Source organism: Gleimia sp. 6138-11-ORH1, from assembly GCF_024814355.1.
Classification (GTDB): Bacteria; Actinomycetota; Actinomycetes; order Actinomycetales; family Actinomycetaceae; genus Gleimia.
The window spans coordinates 84,144-107,904 of record NZ_JANUXV010000002.1 but is presented as its reverse complement, the minus strand read 5'-3'; the positions used below and the strand labels follow the sequence as shown (position 1 = coordinate 107,904).

Genomic DNA, 23,761 nt, shown 5'->3' with positions numbered 1-23,761 from the left:
CAGATAGAGGAACCAAGCAATCATGAAAACTTGGTATAAAATGGGGAGGTATAAAATGCGAAAGAATTATCTGTCGGCAAATGAGAGGGGGACCGTTGGAACAGCCAGTCTATGATTTGATTACTATCAAAGGGATCACCGCTTTTGGCTTACACGGAGTCTACCCTCAGGAGAAAACTCAGGGACAGCATTTTTCAGTCGATATAGTGCTGGAAGTAGATATTCGCCAAGCCGCTGCCACCGATGACCTTTACTACACAGTGGATTATTCGCAGGTAGCTAAAGATGTTGCTAACATCTTGCAGGGAACCCCGGTAAATCTTCTGGAATCACTGGCGGAAACTATCGCCAGAAAAGTATTGGACTACCCCCCGGTAGCGGCTGTTAATGTACACGTTCACAAACCCCAGGCACCATTAGAAGTACAGTTTAGCGATATCTCATTGAATATTCGGCGTACCAAAGCCTGGTTAGCGCAAAACCCCCTTCCCAAAGTTACCGAAGTTAATCTTGCCCAAAAACCAGCCGAAGCAGTCACCGCAGTAATTGCTTTAGGAGCAAATCTAGGTGACGCTCCGCGTACATTAGCACAGACAATTATCAACCTGGATAACACTGCAGAAATTGCTGTTACCGCAGTGTCTGGACTGTTCAAAACAGCGCCGGTGCTGCAACCCCAACAAGCACCCCAACCAGACTATTTCAACGCAGTTATTGAAATAAAAACCACCTTAAGCCCCCTGCAACTATTAGCTAATCTTCATCGTTTGGAAGCTAAAGCAGGGCGGGTTCGGAAAACTCGGTGGGAAGCGCGCGTACTTGATCTGGACATCCTCGATTACGGGCAACTGCACTGCGAGACAGAAACACTCACCTTGCCACACCCCCGTGCACATGAACGAGCATTTGTCCTCCAACCGTGGAATCAAATCGATCCGCAAGCTAGCGTTGGTCGGCACGGCCGGGTAGAGGTACTAGTAAAGCAAGTTTTAGATCAGACAGTTGAACAACTAGCGGAAGAATGGGTTGAAGCCGCCCTCGCCGGAGCTTTCTCAAAACCGGTAGCGGTAGTAGAAACACCAGTGCCGGAGACTAAACCGCGCACCCTAGCGCCAAATAAACCACTTGAAACACCCACTGAAGCTACCGTAGACACTGGTAGCATTCGACGCACCTACTTAGATACCTCTGAAACTGAAAGTGAATCTCCCATTTTTGCGGAACTGGCCGGCAAACGCGCCCGAATGCAAACAGAATGGTTACTTACCAAACACCAGATTGACCGAGAATGGGAAATTCGTCGTTTCCGGATCGAAAAAGAACTGAAGGAAGCACAAGAAAGAATCGCCGCAGCTCGAAAAAATAAGCCAGAAAACGTAGCTCCAAAAATTTCAGCAGCACCCGAATTACCGAAACCACGTTTACGCGACTACCAGCAAACCCCAGTAGCCCCAGTAGCCCCGGTAATTCCAGAGAAAATTGAAGCTAAACCAGAACCGGTAAATACTCCAGAAGAACCACGCATCTTTGAAGTTGAGGCAAAAAAACCTACTGTTGAAGAACCAAAACCGCGTATTGAAGTGACAAAACCCGTCACTGAAATACAAAAACCGGTTGCAGAGGCTAAACCAGTCCCACAACAACCAGATTTTGAAGACCTAATTCACGGTATCGTTCCGGAAACCCCCACCCAATCAAGGAAAATGCCCTCTTGGAAAAAAGTGGTTACCCCGCCTGAACCGCGAATTGTAGAAGACCAACTTAACCAAGCTGCGCAGCAACAACCAGCAGATACTGAAGAAAATGCAAAAACCGCTGCAGAACAGCAAACTTACTTTACAGAAAATGCGGAAACAAACTCAGATCCAGAAAGCACCAACTTTACTTCCCGCTTAAAACGCAGGCAGATTCTTCGCCCTGCGCCCACCGGAGCAACACCAGTCACTCCGCGCAATGAAGAAAAAACCACTGATGACTTCGGGTTTTCCCCCTGGACAGTGACTTCATTAGACGCCTTAACAGACGACGAGTAATCGAAAGACCAGAAGATGAAACCACTAAGTTGGAAACTACTCTTAATCCCAATTTTAGTGACGGCATTTTTTGGGTACCTGATCTGCTATTTCCTATTAGTAAGCGCTTACGCCATCCCACAAGCAAACTGGCTTAACGGACTACTTTTTCTTGGATTATCAATAATCTTGCTCTACCTGGGGTGGGGAGTAAGAACCCCTGAAAATGGTAAAGCCCGTTATCGAGGTACCGTAGCTTTAAGAATCGCGCAAGCGGCAGTTGCCTCAGCCTGGACCGCCGCAATCATGCTGGGCTGGTATGTGGGAATTTCCCTCCCCCTCTTAGCACACACAGTTTACTTCGCCAGATTCCCAGTACTAATAGAAAATCTCCTGGTCGCAATAACCACCCTTATTTTCCTAGGAAGCGCTCTGCTTACTGAATACTGGTGTCGTTTAGATGACGACGACGAAACACCCGTCGCCGCTAATCCCACACCTGCACAAGGTTGAACGATAAAATCAGTGCTAACGAGCTTCCAAAGGATAAGAGTATGCGCGATATGGATGATGTGGAAAGATTTAACCGCCGCCCTCGAGAAAGAAAAAGAACTTCTGCTGACAACGCTGAATGGCTAACCGGAGAATCATGGGAAGATATCCGGACTGAACTGGAACGAAGCCTACGCACAGGCAGAAAACAAACTCCCGCAACCAACCCCAAAGGAAGCGGAAAAGGCAAACGCCCGCCAGCGCGAACTCAATCCACAGGAGCTGGCCGCAGAAGAAACCCAAGAGAGGGTGCTCAGCCAAACCCACCTAATCAGCGGAAGAAAACTCCCGGAACCTCCGGTAGACAAAGCGCAGAAACCCCAACTAAAACTCGCACTGTGCAAATGGGGGCGGGAAAGAAAGGGGCAGGGGAAGGAAAATCCGCCCAAGCTGCGAAAAGTAGGCGAGACGGGCATAAGCCACCGCGGAGCACTACCTCGAAGCAGCCAACCGGTCGGGAGGGTTTTTCCTTCTGGTGGAAATCCGTGGGCGCGGCTATTTTGCTAGTTGCCTTGCTAATTGCCGTATATTACATCTACCAGCAGTTTCAGGTAGTTACAAAGAACATGCAAGCTTCCGCTACCACCGTAGCCGAAATAGAAGATACCCTAGCAGTGCCAGTATGTCAGCCGGGAGACCTGGAAATTGCCACCAGCTCAAATGCCACCACCTTACAAGTTGGTAGTCATTGGATCGTGACAGTGGATATTAAGAATAAGTCTGCTCGTAGCTGCTATTTAGAAGGCGGCGCAAATAGATTTGGAATCAGCCTAAAATCAGGTGATGTAAACGTTTATGAGAGCCTGAACTGCGCCGCCGAAGAAGCACAAATCCCACTGCTTTTAAATCCCAATAAGAGTTGGAAAATGAATCTCACCTGGGATGCGAAAGTATGGAGTAACTGTCAAGCTGGAGCAGTAGCCGAGCCGGGCACCTACGTAGCCACAATCTCACACGTGGATAAACTAATTGACAAAAACGAAGTCCTCACCCTGGTGCCCAAACCGGAACCGAAACCGGTGGAGAAACCAGCTGAAGACAAAACCGAAAAACCAGCAGAAAAACCAGCAGGATAAAGGCTACAGGTTAAACACGTGAAGTAGCGGGCGTAACTTAGCGCGAGTTTCAGCCACCTCAGCTGCCGGATCAGAATCGGGCATAATCCCACAACCGGCGTAGAGCGAAATTTTTAATCCACTGGCGTCTATTTGCCCGCAGCGCAGGGCTAAACCACCCGCCCCATTACCGGCACCATCAATCCAACCTACTGGTGCCGCGTAACGTCCGCGACTAGACAGTTCTAATTCGTTAATCAGCTTAAAAGCTGCTGCAGTGGGAGTCCCACAAACTGCTGCGGTGGGGTGAAGGCTTCCTAAGACTTCAAATAAAGTCCCCGCCGTTGCCTGGTTCTGAATAGTTCCGGTTACATCCGTGGCCAGATGACTCACATTAGGTAGGCGAAGAACAAAAGGAGCAGGAGAAACCTGCAAGCGGGTACATTTAGTTTCTAAAGCGCGAATCACTGATTCAGCAGCAAATTTGTGCTCTGCTAAGTCTTTTGAAGAAGCTATCAGATAGGCTTCATTTCCCGGAGCGCAAGTACCTGCAAGGACGCGAGAAAAAACCTGTCCGGCACGTATATCGGCGAGCATTTCCGGGGTTGCCCCCACTAAACCAGCTACAGAGAACTTCCAGGTAGTTGGGTAGGCTTCGTTAAGCTGAGCTAGTATCCAATTAGGTTGCAGCGGGCGCTGGCTTTTAACTGTGACAGTGCGAGCCAACACCGTTTTCTGCGCTTCCTTTGCCCGCAGCCTTGCGATTAGTTTCGTAACGGACTTTTCCCAATCAGCTGCAGAGTCATCAGTGTAAGTAAACTGCGGTGAAGAAAGGGGAGAACTTTGTGTAAGCGCCGAATCTGAAATCTTCGCCTGCTGAGCTGGATTTTTTCGCGTTGCCGCTTCTGAGGAAAGGAAACTTTCTGCCCAGCCGGTAGGTGGTTCATCCACTTCTAAAACTTCTATTTCCCACATCCCTGTAGTAGTTGCAATTAAAGTGCGTTCAGGAATAACAATAATTGCGGCGGTGCCAGGGCTAAAACCAAAGGAAAAGAAAGCAAATGGTGCTTTAAACCCAGTTAAGCTAACAAACTCAGTTAAAGAGACTGAGTCACTGCTAACAGTAACCGCGGCGTTTAACTGCGACCAAACTTCGCTAGCTGCTGCAAACTGTGGCGAGGGAAAAGAAAGATCTGCGGCTACAGCAGATGAAGTTTCTGCTAAAACTTGCAGTAGTTTTTGTAACCCGGCGTGACTGGGTTTGCGGAGGGTAAGTATTTCTGTGGGGGTAAGTACTGCGGCGACGGCTGCGCCCGAACCGACTAAAGTAGGTTGGGAAGTTTCCCCCACAGCTGGGCCGTGCCAAGCGCTTAATAAAGGATCGGGGGTGGAGGCAGCTAACAGAGCTGAAAAAACAGTTGAAAAGTCAGTGTCTGCTGTTAAGTTCAGGGGACGGATCCGCAGGTGTAGTTGCAAAATAACCTCTTTTGCCGCTCAACTTATTTGAGGAAATAGGAAAATACTGCTTGAGTTAGGGGACTGCCAAATCGCAGTAACTGATTATAGTTTCCCATACCCGCATAAAGTTACGAAAGTGAATTTTCGGCTCCCGCCCGCTGGGTTAGTATTTTTCGTGTTGAACGTGTAAGACTATAGCTATGACAAGTAATGAGTTCAGTGAGTCATTTGAAGTAGCTGATGTTTCCCGCGCTTCGTTAGAAAAACACCCAGCGGAAATCGCTGGGATGTTTGATAAAGTTGCTAAACGCTATGATCTGATGAATGAAATCATGACGGTGGGACAGTTGCGCAAATGGCGTAAGGCTGTGAAAGAAGCTTTGGACGTAAGTCCAGGAGATCGAGTTTTAGATTTGGCAGCGGGAACGGGAAGTTCCACGGCTGCTCTTTTGGATACCGGGGCAGAATTGGTTGCCTGCGATCTTTCTGCGGGAATGATCGCGGAGGGAAGAAGACGGCACCCGGAAATTACATTTGTGCAGGGAAACGCACTTTCTCTACCGTTTCCCGATGGTGCTTTTGACGCAGCCACTATTTCTTTCGGTATTCGCAATATTCCCCATACTGATAAAGTCTTAGCAGAGTTAGCGCGAGTGGTGAAAACCGGTGGCAGGCTGGTTATTTTGGAAAGCTCGCAGTTGGAAAATCAAGTTTTGGCTAAGGGGTACCGCTTTTATTTGGGGAAAGTGCTGATGCCAGCTGCCGGATGGTTTTCTTCTTCTGAAGCGGCTTATGAGTATTTCATTGAGTCTGTGAAAGATTGGTATGCGCAAGATGAGTTGGGAAGACTGATGCGCGAAGCCGGGTGGAAACACATTAAGTACCGCAATTATGTGGGTGGAGTGGTGGCAATTCACCGTGCCATTCGCCGTGATTAGCTGTTGGCAGAGTTGAGAATCTCTTTTCAGTTTGCATATTTCATTTCCGAGGGCGTTGTTTGTAGCTGTGGATAAGTTTGTGCCGTGTGTTGCTGGATAAGTTTGCGCTGGGTAGGAAATGAAAAATCTTTAGTGTGCGCGGTTTCACGAATATTTATGCCGATTTAAATACGTAACATCTCCCTTTCTTAATACGCTGGATTAGAACCTAAGCTCCACCGTGATTTTTCCAAGAATTTCAAGCAAATCTAGATGCTTTAGCGCAAGTTAATCATGGGTAGGTAGGGTAGATACGTAAGACCTGGGTCAGCTGTGCTCAAAATCCGGTGGGATATGAGTAAAAGCAGCCCACATTGAGAGGGAACTATGGAAAACCAGCCAGCAGAAAACCAGTCAGCTACTGAACTGCCTACGCAAGACGTACACGCTGATGTGGTGGTAGTCGGTGCCGGCCCCGCGGGATCTGCAACCGCATACTATCTGGCCCGCGCTGGGGTAGAGGTAGCTTTACTTGAAAAAGCTGAATTTCCCCGCGATAAAATCTGTGGTGACGGACTTACTCCCGCAGCAGTTGCAGAAATCAATCTTATGGGAGTAGACACCACCGGGTGGGCGCGGAATAAAGGTCTTAACGTAATTGGCGGAGGAAACTCAATTTACCTGCCTTGGCCAGAGCAGAAATCCACCCCGAACTATGGAATGTGCCGTGCCCGGATGGATTTAGACGAAGCCTTGGCTCGCCGCGCTGAATCTGCGGGTGTGCGTCTTTACGAAGGTTACAACGTAATCGGCGCATTACATTCCAGCAGCGGCCGCGTAAATGGAGTAATCGCTAAAGTCGGCAAAGGTAAAGCGCAGCGGGAAATTAAGTTCCACGCGAAAGTAGTTGTCGAAGCCGGTGGGGTAGCCGCTCGGTTAGCAACTTCCGAGGGGATTGAAAAACACCCGCACCGTCCTTTAGGGGTGGCAGCCCGCGCTTACTTTAAATCCCCCCGCGGAAATGATGAGTGGATGGACTCTCACCTGGAACTATGGAGTGGTAAACCAGGCGAATCCGATCTATTACCCGGCTACGGGTGGGTCTTCCCCCTTGGAAACGGAATAGTGAACGTAGGTTTAGGATCAGTTTCATCAACCGCTAAAGCCACCACCTTACCCTATAAAGAAATCTTCAAAACTTGGATTGCAAACCTTCCCCCTGAATGGGAAATGACCCCAGAAACGCAGCTTGGTACCCTACGTTCCGCCGCGTTACCGATGTCTTTTAACCGTAAACCTCACTACGCTAATGGTCTGGTAATTGTGGGCGATGCCGGGGGAATGGTATCTCCTTTCGACGGTGAAGGGATCGCTCCTGCTATGCGCGCCGGACGCTATGCTGCTGAAGCAATGGTCTCAGCACTTTCACGGCAATCAGATACCGGTTTTGACCTGGCCATGCAACGCTACACTGAAGCCTTACAAGCCGATTGGGGCGGCTACTACCAGCTGGGACGGGTTTTCGTGCGACTTATTGAAAATCCGAAAATCATGCAGATTTGCACGAAGTACGGCTTACCCCGACCACGTTTAATGAAACTGGTTCACAAACTTTTGTCAGATTCTTTTGAACGAAAAGGGGGAGATATTGACGACCACGTCATCAACTTACTTTCCCGGATCGTGCCAAAAGTTTAAGGCAGATTCTACCGACGTAGAAAAAACAAGAAAAAAGAGGCGAAAACACAATGACTAATCCATATTTCCCGCTGTTGATCATGGGAGCAGTTGCTTTCCTGGTCGCACTGGGTGGTTTGGCACTATCAGCAATTTTTGGTCCAACCAAACACAACACCGTTAAATACAGCAACTACGAATGTGGGGTGGACCCAATCCACGCCGACGCAGAACTGGGACGTTTCCCCGTTAAGTACTACCTGGTTGCAATGGCTTTCATTGTGTTCGACATCGAAGTCGTATTCCTATACCCGTGGGCAGTAGCCTTCGATCAACTAGGATTATTCGGCTTAGCTGCAATGCTCACTTTCATCGGTCTGGTCACCGTTCCATTCATTTACGAATGGCGCCGGGGCGGCCTGGAATGGGACTGAGAGGAGAATAAATAAATGGGTATCGAAGAAAGCTTGCCTTCCGGAATCGCACTGACTTCCGTTGAACGAGTACTGGACCTGGCACGCAAACACTCTCAGTGGCCAGTAACCATGGGGTTAGCCTGCTGTTCCATCGAAATGATGTCCACCGGTACACCTCGTTTTGACATGGCACGTTTCGGTTTGGAAGTATTCCGTGCTTCCCCCCGTCACGCCGACCTAATGATTATCGCTGGGCGTATGTCCCATAAGATGGCCCCAATCGTTAGACGCGTTTACGACTCCATGCCAGAACCAAAGTGGGTAATCGCCATGGGCGCCTGCGCATCTTCCGGAGGCATGTTCAATAACTATGCGCTGGTTCAAGGTGCAGACCATATTATTCCAGTCGATGTTTATCTTCCTGGCTGTCCGCCTCGGCCAGAAGCACTCCTTAACTCGATTATGGTGCTGCGTGAGCAAATCGGCTCTGAACCAATCGGTGCTCGCCGCGCAGAAATCGCTCGCCTCGCCGAAGAAGCAGCCTTAGCAGCTACTCCTACCGCACAGATGAAGGGACTCCTAGCATGAGTGAACTTGTCCCCCCGAGTGAAGGGCTAAATCAGCCGCTCGAACGGAGCGCCCCAGAAGGGGAAGTAATTGGTATCCGCCAAGGAATGTGGGGAGTAACCGGTTCCGGTGACACCACTGGCTTTGGTGGCCTAACCAGAGAAATCACCCTCCCCGGCGAATCAGCTCGCCCCTACGGAGGCTGGTTCGATTCAGTGGTGGATATTTTAGAAGAACTAATCACCGCAGAAGGTATTGCAGTTAAAGACGTGATTGAACGCGTCGTAGTGGACCGCGATGAACTGACTATCTTCATCAACCGCGACCACCTACTACAGGTATGCCAGTGGTTGCGTGACGACCAGGATCTTCGTTTTGAACTTTGCCTAGGCGTGTCCGGAGTACATTATCCAGGCGACCTCGGAAGAGAACTACACGCCGTCTACGCACTGATGTCTGTCACCCACAACCGCAACCTGCGTCTTGAAGTGACCTGCCCAGATGCCGACTGCCGGATTCCCTCAGTAGTCTCTATCTACCCAGGCAATGACTGGCACGAACGGGAAACTTGGGACCTAATGGGAATTATCTTCACCGGACACCCCGGTTTAACGCGCACCGCCATGCCAGATGACTGGGTAGGCCACCCACAGCGCAAAGACTACCCACTGGGCGGTATCCCAGTTGAATACAAGGGCGCTACCGTGCCACCACCAGACACTCGGAGGTCCTACAACTAATGCTTAGCGAAACTCCACAACTGCGCGCCACCGCCGCAGCACTAGATGTTGATGAACTACCCGAAGTTCTTGCCATGGGCGGGGACTGGGAAGACGTCATCTCTGAAATCGAAAAACTCAATAACGAACGTATTGTCCTCAACCTTGGGCCCGTCCACCCTTCCACTCACGGTGTTTTACGTGTGATTTTGGAAATCGACGGAGAAACCGTACGCGAATCCCGCTTAAACACCGGATACCTACACACCGGTATTGAAAAGAACATGGAGTACCGCAGCTGGACGCAGGGAGTAACCTTCTGCACCCGAATGGACTACGTGGCTCCACTTTTCAACGAAGCAGTGTACGTTAAAGCAGTTGAAAAACTACTTAACATCACCGACCAGGTACCGCAAAGAGCTAACTGGATTCGAATTCTGGTGATGGAACTTAACCGAATTGCTTCCCACCTGGTTGCAATCGGTTCCGGTGGTAACGAACTTGGTGCCACCACCATGATGACTATCGCTTTCCGTGAACGTGAAGAAATCCTCCGTATTTTAGAACGGATCACCGGTTTGCGTATGAATCACGCTTATTTACGCCCCGGTGGGGTAGCTCAAGATATTCCTGAAGGAACCACTGAGTACATCCGCACCCTCCTACCAAAAGTTCGCGCCGGAATTGGGGAATTACAGGACCTCACCCAAGAAAACCCCATCTTCAAACTCCGCCACGTGAACGTAGGTTACATGTCCTTGGCATCGATGATGGCGCTGGGAATGACCGGACCATGTTTACGTGCCGCCGGACTACCCCTGGACTTGCGTAAGACCCAGCCATACTGGGGCTACGACCAGTTGGAATTTGATGTGCCTGTTCGCAACCAGTCCGACGCATATAACCGCGTGATGGTACGTTTTGACGAATGCTACCAGTCAATGCGGATTATCAACCAGTGTTTAGCTCACCTGGATGCCACTGAGGGCGAACCAGTTATGGTCCAAGACCCCGCCATTAAATGGCCAGCGCAACTGTCCGTTTCCGCTGACGGTCAAGGTAACTCATTAGAGCATATTCGCGAAATCATGGGTAACTCGATGGAATCCTTAATCCATCACTTCAAACTGGTTACCGAAGGTTTCAAAGTACCTGCCGGACAAGTTTACGAAACTGTAGAACACGCTAAGGGCATTATCGGATGCCACGCTGTATCCGAAGGGGGCACCCGCCCCTACCGCGTTCACTTCCGCGACCCCTCTTTCTCAAACCTACAATCATTCGCCATGATGACTGAAGGAGGCCAGTTGGCAGACGTGGTTGTATCCCTTGCTTCTATCGACCCAGTTCTAGGAGGTGTTGATCGCTAATGTACACTCCGGAAGTTGAAACCCGCCTGCGCGAACAAGCCAGCCAAATCGTGGCCCGCTACCCGCAAGGACATGAGCGCTCCGCCCTTTTACCAATGCTGCACCTGGTGCAGTCTGAAGACGGCTACGTATCCGCAGACGGAATCGCCCTTTGCGCTGACGTGCTGGGGCTAACCCGCCCCGAAGTTTCCGCAGTAGCGACCTTTTACTCACAGTACAAGCGCCATCCAAATGGTGACTACAACGTAGGCGTCTGCACTAACTCCCTTTGCGCAGTAATGGGAGGTGACCAAATTTGGGAAGCCGTTGAAGGACACCTCCAGATTGGTCATGATGAAACCACTGCTGATGGAAAAATCACCTTAGAACGGTTGGAATGTAACGCTGCCTGTGACTACGCGCCAGTGGTAATGGTTAACTGGGAATTCTTCGATAACCAAACCCCTGAATCAACTATCGCCCTGGTAGATAACTTAATCGCCGGACGTCCCGTGGCCCCCACCCGTGGCCCAAACCAAATCCGCACTTTCAAAGAGATCTCTCACCTCCTAGCCGGTTTTGAAGACGGCCTTGTAGATGAGGGAGTCGGTGCTGGTGAAGCCTCACTACGCGGTCTAAAAATCGCGCAAGCAAATTGTTGGACCGCGCCCGTCGCTAATGGTGCCGCCCCACAAGGACAGGAAGGGCAGAACTGATGGAAGCAGTAACCTTCACTAAACCAGGTACCCTCACTCCGATTCTCTCTAAAGGCTGGGACGAAGACCGTTCTTGGACTTTAGAGTCATACCGGGCACGCGGAGGCTACAAAGGCTTAGCACACGCACTTACCCTATCCCCAACTGAAATCACTGAAGCCGTTAAAGCCTCTGGGCTACGCGGCCGTGGTGGGGCAGGCTTCCCAACCGGACTGAAATGGTCATTCCTCCCTCCAGATGACGGAAAACCTCGCTACCTGGTGGTGAACGCAGACGAATCAGAACCAGGTACCTGTAAAGATATTCCACTGCTGATGGCTAACCCACACGCTCTGATTGAGGGAATGGCAATTACTTCCCGCGCAATCCGCTGTGAACACGCTTTCATCTACCTTCGCGGGGAAGTGGCCCACGTTTACCGACGGCTGTTAGCTGCCGTGCGTGAGGCAGAAGAAGCAGGTTTAATCGGCCAGGGCCTGGGGCCAAATGGAGATTTCAATCTGCGGATCACCGCCCACGCCGGTGCTGGCGCCTACATTTGTGGTGAAGAAACCGCTCTTTTGGACTCCTTAGAAGGACGCCGCGGACACCCTCGGTTGAAACCTCCGTTCCCCGCCGTTGCCGGTCTTTACGCGCGACCCACGGTAGTTAATAACGTTGAATCAGTTTCCCAAGTTCCCGGTATTTTCGCGAACCCCACCGGCTGGTTCACCGCCATGGGAACTGAAAAATCAACTGGACACGGATTCTTCTCAGTCTCAGGACACGTCAATAATCCGGGACAGTTCGAAGCTCCCTTTGGGATTACCATGGGAGAATTAATCGAAATGGCCGGGGGCATCCGCGACGGACATAAGCTGAAATTCTGGACCCCGGGTGGTTCATCTACTCCTATCTTCACTGAAGCTGAACTAGATGTGCCTTTAGATTACGAATCAGTGGGCGCAGCTGGCTCTATGTTAGCTACCCGCGCACTGCAGGTATTTGACGAAACCACTTCAGTAGTTAGAGTAGTTACCCGCTGGACAGAGTTCTACCAGCATGAATCCTGCGGTAAATGTACCCCGTGTCGTGAAGGCACCTACTGGATGAAACAGATTATGTTACGTCTAGAAGCCGGACGCGGACTTCCCGGAGATATTGATTTACTTGATGAAATTGCCGGGAATATTGCGGGACGTTCTTTCTGTGCTTTAGGTGACGCAGCCGCCACTCCGGTGCGGAGCGCAATCCTTAAGTTCCGCGAAGAATTTGAAGCCGGTTTAACTCGCCCAGCGCGAGAACTATTCCCCTATGAAGCATCTGCTGTATTTTCCACTTCTGCTGTAAATCAGGGAGGTACTCAATGAGCACCCCAAATATGGTTAAACTAACCATTGACGGCACCCCGGTTAGCGTTCCCTCAGGAACCCTCATCATTCGTGCCGCCGAAAGCGTGGGCATTCGGATTCCACGTTTTTGTGACCACCCGCTGCTAAAGCCTGTTGGTGCTTGCCGCCAATGTCTAGTTGAAGTGGCTATGCCAGACCGCGAGGGCGTGGTTCGCCCGATGCCAAAACCTCAAACTTCCTGCACCATGACCGTAATGGAAGGTATGGAAGTTAAGACGCAGAGAACTTCTGAGGTGGCGGAAAAGGCACAGAAGGGAATCATGGAATTCCTGCTGATTAACCACCCACTGGACTGTCCTATCTGTGACAAAGGTGGTGAATGTCCGCTCCAAAATCAGGCGATGAGTGAAGGACGCGAAAAGAGCCGCTTCGTTGATGCAAAGCGTACTTTCGCAAAGCCTATTAAACTCTCCACCCAGATTATGCTTGACCGCGAGCGCTGCATTCTCTGCCAGCGTTGCGTGCGTTTTTCTAAAGAGATCGCCGGTGACGCGTTCATCGATCTGCAAGGTCGTGGCGCGGGGACTGCTCCTACCGATCACCACTATTTCATGGGTGAACAGATTGGTACTTTTGATACGCAGGTACTGGGTTTTTACAATGCTGAGCTGAACCCTTCGGGTCATGATTTAACGGCTGCGGCTGGTTGTGCTGGTCCGTACGGTAAACCTGGGGTTGCTGGTTCACTAACTGGTGGCCCTACTGGAGATGCTGAACTGGATGAAACTGGTCGTCCGTTTGCCTCTTATTTCTCTGGCAATACTATTCAGATTTGTCCAGTTGGGGCTTTGACTGCTGCTTCTTACCGTTTCCGAGGGCGTCCTTTCGACTTGGTTTCTACTCCATCGGTTACTGAACATGATGCTTCAGGTTCTGCGCTTCGCGTTGATATTCGCCGTGGTGAAGTGGTTCGCCGTTTAGCTGGTGAAGATGCGAAGGTTAATGAAGAATGGATCACTGATAAGGATCGTTTCGCCTACCAGTGGGCCACTACGGAAAACCGTTTGCAACGACCTCTGGTGCGTAAAGACGGGAAACTGGTGGAAACTTCCTGGTCGGAAGCGTTGCAGGTGGCTGCTGCTGGTTTAGCTGCCGCTAAGGAATCTGGAAAGTCTATTTTCCTGCCCGGCGGTCGTTTGACGGTTGAAGACGCCTATGCTTGGTCTAAGTTTGCGCGTGTTGTTTTAGGGACTAACCAAATTGATCAGCGGGTGCGTTTTACCTCCTGTGAGGAATCTAAGTTCTTGGGAGCTTACGTAGCTGGGAAAGGTTTGGATGTAACCTACCAGCAGTTGGAAAGTGCTGGCCGAGTTCTGCTGGTTGGTTTAGAAGCTGAAGATGAGATTGGTTCAGTTTTCCTCCGTTTGCGTAAGGGGGTGACTGCTGGCAAGGTTAAGGTCAGCGTGGTTGCTCCATTTACCTCAAATTCGACGCGTAAACTCTCTGCTGATTTGCTTCGCGCAGTCCCAGGTGAGGAAGCTAGCGTATTAGCTGGTATTTCTGGTTCTTTAGCTGAGGAACTGGCATCGGGAATTATTCTGGTGGGTGAAAGGGCTGCGGATACTCCGGGTCTGTACACTGCAGTGGCTCAGCTGGCTGAGCGAACTGGAGCTCGGTTAGCGTGGATTCCTCGTCGCGCCGGCGAACGCGGTGGTTTAGACGCTGGTTTGAACCCTCTCTTGCTGCCATTTGGTCGTCCGGTGGCTGATACGGCTGCCCGCGCAGAAGTTGAAGCGCTTTGGAATACTACGCTTCCAGTGGAACCTGCTCGCTGTACGAAGAATATCGTTGCTGAGGCAGCGGCTGAGGTTTTTGATGCGATTATCACCGGGGGTGTTGACCACCGAGATATGCCGAACCCAAGTGAGTTCCTGCGCGCCCTAGAAAATGCTAAGTTCGTAGTTTCTTTAGAAGTTAATCGCACTGCTGCCACAGAGTTGGCGGACGTAGTTTTCCCAGTTGCTCCGGTAGCTGAAAAGAACGGTACTTTCATTAACTGGGAAGGTCGTTTACGTCCGTTCGGGCAGGCGCTGTCTACCCGTGCTTTAACTGACCGTGATGTTCTAAATCGTCTGGCAGTTGAGCTGGGGTACGAGTTGGGCTTAGAGACTTTAAAGTCCACTCATGCGGAAATCAACCAGCTGATGGGGTACCGGGGGGTACGCTGTGAGAAACCAGCAGCTGTTTCTACTCCGGTGGCGCAGCTGGCAGCTTCTGAAGCGATCCTGGCTACCCATAAACCAATGTTGGACGCTGGGCTATTACAAGCTGGGGCAACTGAGTTGGCTGGTACGGCTCGGAAACCAGTTGCTCGTTTGGCAGCTGAAAGCGCTGCTGCTTTAGGGCTTAGCGAGGGCGCTTCTGTAGCAGTTTCGACTGCTCAAGGAATGATTCAACTACCTTTAGTAATCGCTGATTTACCAGCTGGGGTGGTTTGGGTACCGCAGTGTTCTGCCGGATCATTCGTAAATGAAACTTTGGGAGCCAAGCATGGCTCTGTAGTAACTATCGCAGCTAACTCGGAGGTGACTCGATGAGCTCTCAACTTCTGGCTGTAGCCATGCCTTTTGCTCCGCCAACTACGGATGTGGCTGATTTTAGTCAAGAAACCTGGTGGATTACGCTTATTAAAGCTGTCTTTATTGTGGTTTTCTTGATTACTTCCGTGGTCCTAGCCCTATGGGTGGAACGCCGTGGCTTAGCGCGGATGCAAACCCGCCCTGGCCCGAACGTTGCCGGCCCGCTGGGACTTTTCCAGGCTTTTGCTGACGCGGTGAAACTTCTTTTCAAGGAAGATATTTGGACTGAAAAATCAGATAAAGTTATCTACTTTATCGCGCCGATTATTTCCGCATTCAGCGCTTTCATGATTTTCGCGGTGATTCCCTTTGGTCCGAATGTAAATATCGCCGGATATGTAACTCCACTTCAGCTAACTGATATGCCAGTTGCTATTCTTTACATTCTGGCGATCGCTTCCCTGGGCTTATACGGGATTGTGCTGGGCGGTTGGTCAGCACAATCTACCCTTCCACTGCTGGGTTCAGTTCGTTCCGCCGCGCAGGTGATTTCCTACGAACTGGCAATGTCGATGTCACTGGTTTCAGTTTTCATCGTGGCCGGTTCCATGTCTACTTCTGAAATCGTTGCTTCCCAAGACCGCGTCTGGTGGGCCTTTGCTTTAGCTCCGGCCTTTGTGATCTACATTATTTCGATGATTGGTGAAGTAAACCGTCTGCCCTTTGACCTTCCTGAAGCTGAAGGTGAAATTGTGGCGGGACACATGACTGAATACTCTTCGATGAAGTTCGCCTGGTACTTCCTGGGTGAGTACATCAATATGTTCAACGTATCGGCTGTAGCCACCACCGTTTTCTTAGGCGGCTGGCACGCCCCATTCTTCCTTTCCTACGTCCCGTTCATCGACTTCAACGGTGGATGGTTCGGTATGTTGTGGTTCACCTTGAAACTGTGGGCACTGTTCTTCTTCATGGTTTGGACCCGTGGGACGCTCCTACGTTTCCGCTACGACCAGTTCATGTCCTTAGGTTGGAAGATTCTGATCCCTGTTTCCTTAGTTTGGCTAGTTGTCGTGGCAGTTATGCGGGCTGTAAATAACTGGCTCTCAGACTGGAATAACTATCTGATAGCAGGCGTATTCGGACTGCTACTTTCCCTGCTGGTCGTATCTTTCTTCATTGGGGAAAAGAAAGAAAAACCAGCTACTGCTGACAGTGGTGAGTTTGACGCATTCGCAGGCGGCTACCCGGTACCGCCACTGCCTGGACAGACCCTACCGGTTTCTCCTCGGGCGGGGCGGATTCGCGCCACTACCGCCGAACAAGAAACCGCTTCCGTAACCGCAGGTGTTGAAAAGGAGGGCGACAATGCCTGAGCGCCACCCAGAAGACGAAATGCTCTATGAGCACGATCCCAAAGGATTCTTAGGAGAACTATTCGCTCCCATTGCCGGTTACGGGGTGACAATCACGTCATTTTTCCGTCCCACGGTAACTGAACAATACCCCTTCGAGGGTCCTTTCGTGATGCCGCGTTTCCACGGGCGTCACCAGCTAAACCGTTACGCGGATGGATTAGAAAAGTGTATTGGCTGTGAACTTTGCGCCTGGGCTTGTCCAGCAGATGCGATTTTAGTTGAGGCAGCTAATAACACTCCTGAAGCACAGTACGCTCCCGGGGAACGCTACGGTCGGGTTTACCAGGTAAATTACCTCCGCTGCATTTTCTGCGGTCTTTGTATTGAAGCCTGCCCTACCCGCGCACTAACCATGTCCACTGACTTTGAGTTAGCTGACTATAACCGTACCGACCTTATTTATGAAAAGCAGCAGATCTTGGCGCCCTTGGAAACGGGAATGTTAGCTGCCCCGCACCCCATGGTTGAGGGACTAACCGACGGTGATTACTACCGTGGAGCAGTCACCGGCCCCACCCAAGCGCAGGTAGACTGGGTTAGAGAAAATCGCCCAGAAGACCCAACTTTGCACGCTGCTGCCCAAGCAGTTGTCCCCGCCCCTCAGGAGGTCGCAAAATGATGCCCGCCCTGCTAGAAAATACACCGCAAATGTCCGGCTGGCCCGAAGCAATTCTCTTCATCGCCGTGGCCACAATGATGATTGCGGGAGCTTTGGGAGTGCTTTTCTTTAAGAAAGCCGCCTACGCTGCAATCTCAATGGTTGTTGTCATGTTAGGCCTGGCAATTGTCTACCTCATGCACTCGGCACCATTTTTAGGAACGGTGCAGATTGTGGTTTACACCGGGGCGATTATGATGCTGTTCCTCTTCGTCCTAATGATGATTGGTTTGCACGCTTCTGACGAATATCAGACGCAAAAACGCTCCCACATCTACCTGGCTGTTGCCTTCGCCAGCGCCTTCTTCCTGGCCCTGGTAGCTCCAGTAGCAATGTCTCAGCTGGACTTGGCCGGTGAGTTCAAAGAAAATCCCTTCTCTGACGCTCCCATTGAAGAACTAGCCGGAACTATTTTCGCTAACTACTGGTTCTCAATGGAACTATCCGGCATGCTACTAATCGTGGCTGTAATCGGCGCAGTGCTACTTACTAATGCCGATCGTCTCACCAAACGCCACACGCAACGCAGTGTAGTAGACGCTAAGATGGCTGCCTATGCTGCGCGCGGACGCCACGTTGGGCAAATGACCGCCCCCGGCGTATACGCCCAGTCCACTTCTGTGGATGTGGGTGCGCTTTCAGGGGAAACTTTGGAAGTCGTTAATGAATCGATCCCAAGAGTTTTGCGTGTCCGTGGTTTGGACCGTTCAATCGGCAACCTTGATCCTAAGTTAGCTACTAACCTGCGTCGCTCCAAAGAAGGCGACACTACCCAGGCGATTCACGGGCAAGCATCCGTGGCACGGGTTGAACAATCCCAAGCATGGGGGATGGGTGGTAAACCAGCAGAAACTGGTTTGTTCCAGCATGAAGAACCGTCTCCTTCAGTAAATGACAACGTGGAAGGTGAGGAACAGAAGTAATGAGCCTCTACTTTTACCTTTTCTTAGCGCTAGCCCTATTTTCCATCGGCGCAGCGACTGTTTTAGTGCGACGCTCAGCAGTTATCTCTCTAATGGGAGTTGAGCTGATGCTAAACGCAACTAACCTTGTCTTTGTAACTTTTGCTCGCATGTTCAGCGACTATAACGGACAGGTAATGGCTTTCTTCGTGATGGTTGTTGCCGCTGCTGAAGTAGTAATCGGACTAGCAATCGTTGTATCTATTTTCCGCTCCCGACGGACCACCTCCGTTGATGAGTCAAACCTACTGAAGAACTGAGGAAGCAAATATGACTGAACTAATTAACCTTCCTCTCAGCCCAAGCGCCCCTGCGCCGGTAGTGGAAGCAACCGGGGTAGCTAGCTACGCCTGGCTGATGATTGTGGTGCCTCTGGTAGTATCCCTGGGGCTCTTACTAGCCGGACGCGTCACCGACCGCTGGGGACATTGGGTGGCTGTAGCAGCCTCATGGACTTCATTCGGCATCGGATTTGCAATTTTCTTGCAACTACTGGGAGCTGACTATGAAAATAGTCGTCTCAACCTCCACCTCTTTAGCTGGATTCCCGCAGGCGATTTCAACGTTAATTTTGGACTCCTACTAGACCCACTTTCTTTGACTTTCGTAATGCTAGTTACCTTTGTGGGGTCATTAATCCACGTTTACGCAGTTGCCTATATGGATCACGATAAAGACCGGCGTAGGTTCTTCGCTTACCTGAACCTCTTCATCGCCGCCATGCTCACCCTAGTACTTGGTAACTCATATGCGGTACTCTTCATGGGATGGGAAGGCGTAGGCTTAGCCTCCTACCTGCTGATTGGTTTTTGGAACTTCGTCCCAGACTACGCTTCAGCTGCTAAGAAAGCCTTCGTGATGAACCGCGTGGGTGACATGGGGCTTCTGCTTGCCATGATGACCATGTTCGCCGCCTACGGAAGTGTGGACTTTACTGAAGTTGCTAAAGCAGCCCCGCAAGCTGGGGCACACGCCGCCACTTTAGTAGGTTTATTCCTGCTTGTTGCCGCCTGTGGTAAATCAGCCCAGTTCCCACTCCAAGCCTGGTTGGGGGACGCAATGGCTGGCCCTACCCCAGTATCTGCTTTAATCCACGCTGCCACCATGGTTACCGCAGGTGTCTACCTGGTAGTCCGCTCTGGCGCAATCTACCTAGAAGCACCTATCGCCACTACCGCCGTAGCTATTGTTGGCGCATTCACCCTGCTCTTTGGAGCCATTATTGGTACCGCTAAAGATGACATGAAGAAAGTACTAGCTGCTTCTACCATGAGCCAAATCGGTTACATGATGCTCGGAGCTGGCTTAGGCCCAATCGGCTGGGCATTTGCAATCTTCCACCTCTTCACCCACGGCTTCTTCAAAGCTCTCATGTTCCTTGGAGCCGGGTCAGTTATGCATGCCATGGATGATGAAATCAATATGCGTCACTTTGGTGCTTTGCAAAAAGTTATGCCGATTACCGCCGGTACTTTCTTAGTAGGTTGGCTGGCAATTCTCGGCGTGCCTCCTTTCGCTGGTTTCTGGTCAAAGGATAAGTTAATCGAACACGCATTCACCGCAAACCACTTCGGAAACTACGACGCTCCCTGGGCTGGTTGGGTATTCGGGATCGTCGCCCTGGTTGGCGCTGGAATCACCGCATTCTACATGTCCCGCCTATTCTTCATGACCTTCTACGGGAAACAGCGGTGGAGCGAAGCAGAATTCCACCCGCATGAAAGCTCCCCACTGATGACCATTCCAATGATTATCCTGGCAATCGGAGCTACTTTCATGGGTATCGTATTAGCTTGGAACGATATGTTCACCAACTGGCTATCCCCGGTTTTTGGATATGGTGAACACCACGAACCGGTACTTCCGATTATCGTTATCCAAATCGCCACACTCGCTGTGGTAATCATCGGCGCAGCCGTAGCGTACAAGATGTACCACCTAGAGGAAGTTCCCGTAGCTGTTCCAGCTGGAAACTCCCTGGTACACGCAGCTCGCAACGACCTGTACCAAGACCAGCTGAATAACGCCCTCTTCGTCACCCCAACTAACGCAGTAATGCGCGGGGTAGTTGCTACCGACAAACACGTAGTAGATGGCACTGTCCACGGTCTGGCTAAGCTCTCAACCAAACTAGGAGCAGCCGTAAGTTGGACACAGACCGGTTACATCCGCGGATACGCCGGATACATTCTAGCTGGCGTGGTTGTAGCTTTGATTACAACTTTAGCTTTCCAGTTCTAAGCACGGAGGAGAGAAAGAAATGTTAGAAACTATTTCAAGCACTTTCCCAGTGCTAACCCTGTTAGTTGCGCTACCTGCTTTAGCTGGCGTACTTATCCTGTCAGTTAAACCACTGCAAAAAGCTGGTCGCTACATCGCCCTAGGCGTTTCGGTAGTTGAACTGCTCCTAGTTCTTTTCGCTACCACACAGATCGACTGGACTTTAGCTGGAAGCTATCAGCTAGCCGAAACCTACAGTTGGATTCCGCAAATCGGAATTAGCTGGGCACTGGGGGTAACGCAACTTTCCCTAGTAATGATTGTCTTAGCGTTAGCTTTAGTTCCACTGGTACTAGTAGCAGCTTGGAAAGAAGATAGCCAGGCAGCTAACCCCAGTTTGGAAGCCGGGCGCTACGCGGCTTTGATTCTGCTTTTGGAAGCATTCATGGTGCTGATTTTCGCAGCCCGCGACGTAGCAGTATTCTACTTCGCATTCGAAGCCATGCTAATCCCGCTTTACTTCATGATCGGACGCTACGGGATTGCCAACGCAAAAGCAGCTGCAGTGAAGTTCCTACTGTACTCGCTGGCAGGCGGTTTAGTAATGCTAGCGGGGGTAATCACCCTCTTTGTCTACGCAGAACGAACCCCCCAGGCATACCTGTTAGAGAACCTTTCACAAACGCAACTGCCTTTCAACGTAGAGTTAGGTATTTTCATCACCTTCTTTATCGCTTTCGCGATTAAGGCCCCCATGGTGCCACTGCACACTTGGTTACCCGACACTGCTGCGGCAGCCCGACCCGGCACTTCAGTGCTACTAGTTGGTGTGCTGGACAAAATCGGTACTTACGGGATGATCGCACTTTGCCTTCCCCTCTTCCCAAATGCTTCGGTTTATGCAGCGCCAGTGATTATTGGCCTTGCCTTAGTTTCCATCATCTACGGTGGTTTAGCAGCGATTGGGCAAAGCGACTTAATGCGTTTAGTTTCTTTCACCTCGGTATCCCACTTTGGATTCATGGTGTTAGGTATTTACGTAGGTTCCACGATTGCAATGACTGGGGCAATGTTCTACATGGTTGCACACGGAGTTTCCATTGCCGCGATGTTCCTCATCTCCGGTTATCTAACCGAGCAAACAGGAAGCCGAGCAATCGCTGACTACCGCGGAATGCAACGGGTCACCCCAATCCTTGCCGGCACCTGGTTGGTATCCGGCTTAGCTTCGGTAGCTCTTCCAGGCCTTTCTGGTTTCGTACCGGAATACCTAGTTTTAATCGGCACTTGGAAAGTACTTCCCATCGCGGCTGCCGTTGCTGTTTTTGGAGTAGTTCTGGCCGCCCTCTATCTTTTAGTTCCATACCAAAAGATCTTCACCGGGCCGGTACCGGATAACATGGATAAATTCTCTGACTTAGATATGCGCCAGAAGTTTACTGTCGCGCCACTACTAATCGCCATGGTAATCCTAGGTATCTGGTCAGCTCCGCTGATTTCTGCGCTCACCCCAGTTTCTGAAGCAGCAGTAACTAATTTCCAAAGCGCTCCACTTGAAAATGCTCAGACCGAAGGGAACTCAAAGTGAACTTCCTCGTTCCATTTGCCCCACTCCAGACACCAGAAATTCCTTGGCTTTCACTGCTACCTATCCTCATCGTATTCGCAGGTGCCGTAGTATCTGTCTTGGTAGAGGCTTTTGTCCCTGCAAAGGGTCGTCGCACCGTGCAACTGGTACTTTCATTAGCCACCATTATCGGGGCAATCCTGGTAGTTGCCTCCAGGCTAAATGAAGGATTCACCAACCCCACTGCCACCATCGAATACATCGAAGACCCACTTACCCTGACAGTGCAAGCCGTGCTACTCCTATTAGCACTAATCGCAATCTTGGTAGTTACTGACCGCAGTGAACTTAAAGATGGTGCTTTTGCAGCTCAACCAGCTGACCGTCCCGGTTCAGCCGATGAGGACCTTTCAATCGAAAAAGGTTACCAGCGTACGGAAATCTACACTCTAATGCTCTTTAGCTTAGGGGGGATGATGGTATTCCCAGCTGCAAATACGCTGATCGCTCTGTTTATCGCCCTCGAAGTAATGTCCCTGCCACTTTACGTGATGGTAGCCACCGCGCGGCGGCGGCGGCAGCTTTCCCAAGAAGCTGCTTTGAAATACTTCGTCCTGGGTGCTTTTGCTTCCACCTTCCTGCTCTTAGGCGGCGCATTCTTATACGGGGCAACCTCCTCTTTGCAGCTTTCCGCAATCGCTCGGATTCTTCCCGGATCCCCAATGATTTACTTTGGCACTGTGGGCGGACTATTGATGCTAATCGGCTTACTGTTTAAGATTGGCGCTGCACCTTTCCACGCCTGGACTCCAGACGTTTACCAAGGAGCCCCCACCCCAATCACCGGTTTCATGGCAGCCGCAGTTAAAGTAGCTGCTTTTGGAGCTTTAATCCGCATTTACCTGACCATTTTGGGACCACTTGAGTGGGAGTTTAACTACGCTTTAGTTGGCATCGTGATTCTCACGCTCTTAGTGGGTACTTTTGTTGGGTTAGTACAAACTGATGTGAAACGTCTTTTAGCCTACTCTTCCATTGCTCACGCTGGTTTCGTGATGATTGGTTTATTTGCCGTTACCGCACACTCTGCGGGAGCAATTATCTTCTACCTACTCACCTACGGGATCGCCACTATCGGCGCCTTCGGTGTAGTTACTTTAGTGCGTTCAGTTGATAACGGTGGCAACGTCACCGGAGAAGCAACTTCCTTAGAACGTTGGGCAGGACTGGGACGCAAATCACCGGCCTTGGCTACCGCTTTCTTGATTTTCCTGCTTTCTTTTGCAGGTATCCCCCTCACCGGTGGTTTCATTGGAAAGTTCGTAGTATTCGCAGCCGGTATTGAAGGTGGAATGATTTGGCTAGTAGCCTTAGCATTGGCTTGTTCGGCAGTGACCGCGTTCTACTACTTCCGTTTAGTAGTCCTCATGTTCTTAACTGAACCATCTGAAAATACCGTCGTGATTCGCTCCGAAGGCTATAGTTTCGTAGCTATCATGATGGCAGCAGTTTTAACTGTGCTACTTGGCGTATTCCCCGGCCCAGTTCTGGAACTACTCGGCAATGTAGTAGTACTTCTCCCGTAAAG

General features: G+C 50.7%; 20 protein-coding genes. 19 read left to right on the top strand and 1 reads right to left on the bottom strand.

The window, feature by feature from the left end:
• Nucleotides 1–95 precede the first annotated feature (95 nt).
• From folK to NXS08_RS04095, 3 genes are read left to right on the top strand one after another with little or no spacing between them, the layout of a single operon-like run.
• Nucleotides 96–2,033 carry a 2-amino-4-hydroxy-6-hydroxymethyldihydropteridine diphosphokinase gene (gene folK / locus NXS08_RS04105; protein WP_259137600.1) on the top strand — a complete coding sequence of 646 codons (1,938 nt, stop codon included), beginning with the start codon at nt 96–98 and terminating at the stop codon, nt 2,031–2,033.
• A gap of 15 nt (nt 2,034–2,048) precedes the next feature.
• The gene (locus tag NXS08_RS04100) at nt 2,049–2,525 is read left to right on the top strand and encodes a DUF3180 domain-containing protein (RefSeq protein ID WP_259137598.1); all 477 of its coding nucleotides are present in this window, start codon (nt 2,049–2,051) and stop codon (nt 2,523–2,525) included.
• Between the two features lie 41 nt (nt 2,526–2,566).
• Nucleotides 2,567–3,640, top strand: coding sequence for a hypothetical protein (locus NXS08_RS04095; protein ID WP_259137596.1), 1,074 nt, complete (start codon nt 2,567–2,569; stop codon nt 3,638–3,640).
• A 3-nt stretch (nt 3,641–3,643) separates the two neighbouring features.
• Here the strand turns inward: NXS08_RS04095 and NXS08_RS04090 are convergent, their stop codons facing one another.
• On the bottom strand, nt 3,644–5,095 hold the full coding sequence (locus tag NXS08_RS04090) for an isochorismate synthase MenF (protein WP_259137594.1): 1,452 nt from the start codon (nt 5,093–5,095) through the stop codon (nt 3,644–3,646).
• A 182-nt stretch (nt 5,096–5,277) separates the two neighbouring features.
• Between NXS08_RS04090 and NXS08_RS04085 the strand changes: the two genes are divergently transcribed.
• The 16 genes from NXS08_RS04085 (at nt 5,278) to nuoN (ending at nt 23,759) form a co-directional block, all read left to right on the top strand.
• Entirely contained in the window at nt 5,278–6,015 is a 738-nt protein-coding gene (locus NXS08_RS04085) for a class I SAM-dependent methyltransferase (RefSeq protein ID WP_259137592.1), read from the top strand.
• Between the two features lie 366 nt (nt 6,016–6,381).
• Nucleotides 6,382–7,692, top strand: coding sequence for a geranylgeranyl reductase family protein (locus tag NXS08_RS04080; protein WP_259137591.1), 1,311 nt, complete (start codon nt 6,382–6,384; stop codon nt 7,690–7,692).
• 50 nt (nt 7,693–7,742) lie between these two features.
• Nucleotides 7,743–8,105, top strand: coding sequence for an NADH-quinone oxidoreductase subunit A (locus NXS08_RS04075; RefSeq protein WP_259137589.1), 363 nt, complete (start codon nt 7,743–7,745; stop codon nt 8,103–8,105).
• A gap of 15 nt (nt 8,106–8,120) precedes the next feature.
• Nucleotides 8,121–8,675: an NADH-quinone oxidoreductase subunit B gene (locus NXS08_RS04070; RefSeq protein WP_259137587.1), complete on the top strand. Its 555-nt coding sequence runs from the start codon at nt 8,121–8,123 to the stop codon at nt 8,673–8,675.
• On the top strand, nt 8,672–9,394 hold the full coding sequence (locus tag NXS08_RS04065) for an NADH-quinone oxidoreductase subunit C (protein WP_259137585.1): 723 nt from the start codon (nt 8,672–8,674) through the stop codon (nt 9,392–9,394). Before NXS08_RS04070 ends, NXS08_RS04065 begins: the two co-directional genes overlap by 4 nt.
• The gene (locus NXS08_RS04060) at nt 9,394–10,743 is read left to right on the top strand and encodes an NADH-quinone oxidoreductase subunit D (protein ID WP_259137583.1); all 1,350 of its coding nucleotides are present in this window, start codon (nt 9,394–9,396) and stop codon (nt 10,741–10,743) included. Before NXS08_RS04065 ends, NXS08_RS04060 begins: the two co-directional genes overlap by 1 nt.
• Nucleotides 10,743–11,438: an NADH-quinone oxidoreductase subunit NuoE gene (gene nuoE / locus NXS08_RS04055; protein WP_259137581.1), complete on the top strand. Its 696-nt coding sequence runs from the start codon at nt 10,743–10,745 to the stop codon at nt 11,436–11,438. Before NXS08_RS04060 ends, nuoE begins: the two co-directional genes overlap by 1 nt.
• Entirely contained in the window at nt 11,438–12,787 is a 1,350-nt protein-coding gene (gene nuoF / locus NXS08_RS04050; protein WP_259137579.1) for an NADH-quinone oxidoreductase subunit NuoF, read from the top strand. Before nuoE ends, nuoF begins: the two co-directional genes overlap by 1 nt.
• The gene (locus NXS08_RS04045; protein ID WP_259137577.1) at nt 12,784–15,366 is read left to right on the top strand and encodes an NADH-quinone oxidoreductase subunit G; all 2,583 of its coding nucleotides are present in this window, start codon (nt 12,784–12,786) and stop codon (nt 15,364–15,366) included. The genes nuoF and NXS08_RS04045 overlap by 4 nt, the downstream gene beginning before the upstream one ends.
• Nucleotides 15,363–16,724, top strand: coding sequence for an NADH-quinone oxidoreductase subunit NuoH (gene nuoH / locus NXS08_RS04040; RefSeq protein ID WP_259137574.1), 1,362 nt, complete (start codon nt 15,363–15,365; stop codon nt 16,722–16,724). The genes NXS08_RS04045 and nuoH overlap by 4 nt, the downstream gene beginning before the upstream one ends.
• Nucleotides 16,717–17,385 carry an NADH-quinone oxidoreductase subunit NuoI gene (nuoI, locus tag NXS08_RS04035; protein ID WP_259137571.1) on the top strand — a complete coding sequence of 223 codons (669 nt, stop codon included), beginning with the start codon at nt 16,717–16,719 and terminating at the stop codon, nt 17,383–17,385. Before nuoH ends, nuoI begins: the two co-directional genes overlap by 8 nt.
• On the top strand, nt 17,382–18,347 hold the full coding sequence (locus tag NXS08_RS04030; protein ID WP_259137569.1) for an NADH-quinone oxidoreductase subunit J: 966 nt from the start codon (nt 17,382–17,384) through the stop codon (nt 18,345–18,347). Before nuoI ends, NXS08_RS04030 begins: the two co-directional genes overlap by 4 nt.
• Nucleotides 18,347–18,646 carry an NADH-quinone oxidoreductase subunit NuoK gene (nuoK, locus tag NXS08_RS04025; RefSeq protein ID WP_259137567.1) on the top strand — a complete coding sequence of 100 codons (300 nt, stop codon included), beginning with the start codon at nt 18,347–18,349 and terminating at the stop codon, nt 18,644–18,646. The genes NXS08_RS04030 and nuoK overlap by 1 nt, the downstream gene beginning before the upstream one ends.
• A gap of 10 nt (nt 18,647–18,656) precedes the next feature.
• Nucleotides 18,657–20,627, top strand: coding sequence for an NADH-quinone oxidoreductase subunit L (nuoL, locus tag NXS08_RS04020; RefSeq protein WP_259137565.1), 1,971 nt, complete (start codon nt 18,657–18,659; stop codon nt 20,625–20,627).
• A gap of 19 nt (nt 20,628–20,646) precedes the next feature.
• The gene (locus tag NXS08_RS04015) at nt 20,647–22,194 is read left to right on the top strand and encodes an NADH-quinone oxidoreductase subunit M (RefSeq protein ID WP_259137563.1); all 1,548 of its coding nucleotides are present in this window, start codon (nt 20,647–20,649) and stop codon (nt 22,192–22,194) included.
• Complete coding sequence (gene nuoN, locus NXS08_RS04010) at nt 22,191–23,759, top strand: NADH-quinone oxidoreductase subunit NuoN (protein WP_259137560.1); 1,569 nt, start codon at nt 22,191–22,193, stop codon at nt 23,757–23,759. Before NXS08_RS04015 ends, nuoN begins: the two co-directional genes overlap by 4 nt.
• Nucleotides 23,760–23,761 lie beyond the last annotated feature (2 nt).

What these genes read in the sequence shown, in the direction of transcription:
- NXS08_RS04100 (WP_259137598.1), top strand. Translation starts at nt 2,049, where the DNA reads ATGAAACCACTAAGTTGGAAACTACTCTTAATCCCAATTTTAGTGACG.
- NXS08_RS04095 (WP_259137596.1), top strand. Translation starts at nt 2,567, where the DNA reads ATGCGCGATATGGATGATGTGGAAAGATTTAACCGCCGCCCTCGAGAA.
- NXS08_RS04085 (WP_259137592.1), top strand. Translation starts at nt 5,278, where the DNA reads ATGACAAGTAATGAGTTCAGTGAGTCATTTGAAGTAGCTGATGTTTCC.
- NXS08_RS04080 (WP_259137591.1), top strand. Translation starts at nt 6,382, where the DNA reads ATGGAAAACCAGCCAGCAGAAAACCAGTCAGCTACTGAACTGCCTACG.
- NXS08_RS04075 (WP_259137589.1), top strand. Translation starts at nt 7,743, where the DNA reads ATGACTAATCCATATTTCCCGCTGTTGATCATGGGAGCAGTTGCTTTC.
- NXS08_RS04070 (WP_259137587.1), top strand. Translation starts at nt 8,121, where the DNA reads ATGGGTATCGAAGAAAGCTTGCCTTCCGGAATCGCACTGACTTCCGTT.
- NXS08_RS04065 (WP_259137585.1), top strand. Translation starts at nt 8,672, where the DNA reads ATGAGTGAACTTGTCCCCCCGAGTGAAGGGCTAAATCAGCCGCTCGAA.
- NXS08_RS04060 (WP_259137583.1), top strand. Translation starts at nt 9,394, where the DNA reads ATGCTTAGCGAAACTCCACAACTGCGCGCCACCGCCGCAGCACTAGAT.
- nuoE (WP_259137581.1), top strand. Translation starts at nt 10,743, where the DNA reads ATGTACACTCCGGAAGTTGAAACCCGCCTGCGCGAACAAGCCAGCCAA.
- nuoF (WP_259137579.1), top strand. Translation starts at nt 11,438, where the DNA reads ATGGAAGCAGTAACCTTCACTAAACCAGGTACCCTCACTCCGATTCTC.
- NXS08_RS04045 (WP_259137577.1), top strand. Translation starts at nt 12,784, where the DNA reads ATGAGCACCCCAAATATGGTTAAACTAACCATTGACGGCACCCCGGTT.
- nuoH (WP_259137574.1), top strand. Translation starts at nt 15,363, where the DNA reads ATGAGCTCTCAACTTCTGGCTGTAGCCATGCCTTTTGCTCCGCCAACT.
- nuoI (WP_259137571.1), top strand. Translation starts at nt 16,717, where the DNA reads ATGCCTGAGCGCCACCCAGAAGACGAAATGCTCTATGAGCACGATCCC.
- NXS08_RS04030 (WP_259137569.1), top strand. Translation starts at nt 17,382, where the DNA reads ATGATGCCCGCCCTGCTAGAAAATACACCGCAAATGTCCGGCTGGCCC.
- nuoK (WP_259137567.1), top strand. Translation starts at nt 18,347, where the DNA reads ATGAGCCTCTACTTTTACCTTTTCTTAGCGCTAGCCCTATTTTCCATC.
- nuoL (WP_259137565.1), top strand. Translation starts at nt 18,657, where the DNA reads ATGACTGAACTAATTAACCTTCCTCTCAGCCCAAGCGCCCCTGCGCCG.
- NXS08_RS04015 (WP_259137563.1), top strand. Translation starts at nt 20,647, where the DNA reads ATGTTAGAAACTATTTCAAGCACTTTCCCAGTGCTAACCCTGTTAGTT.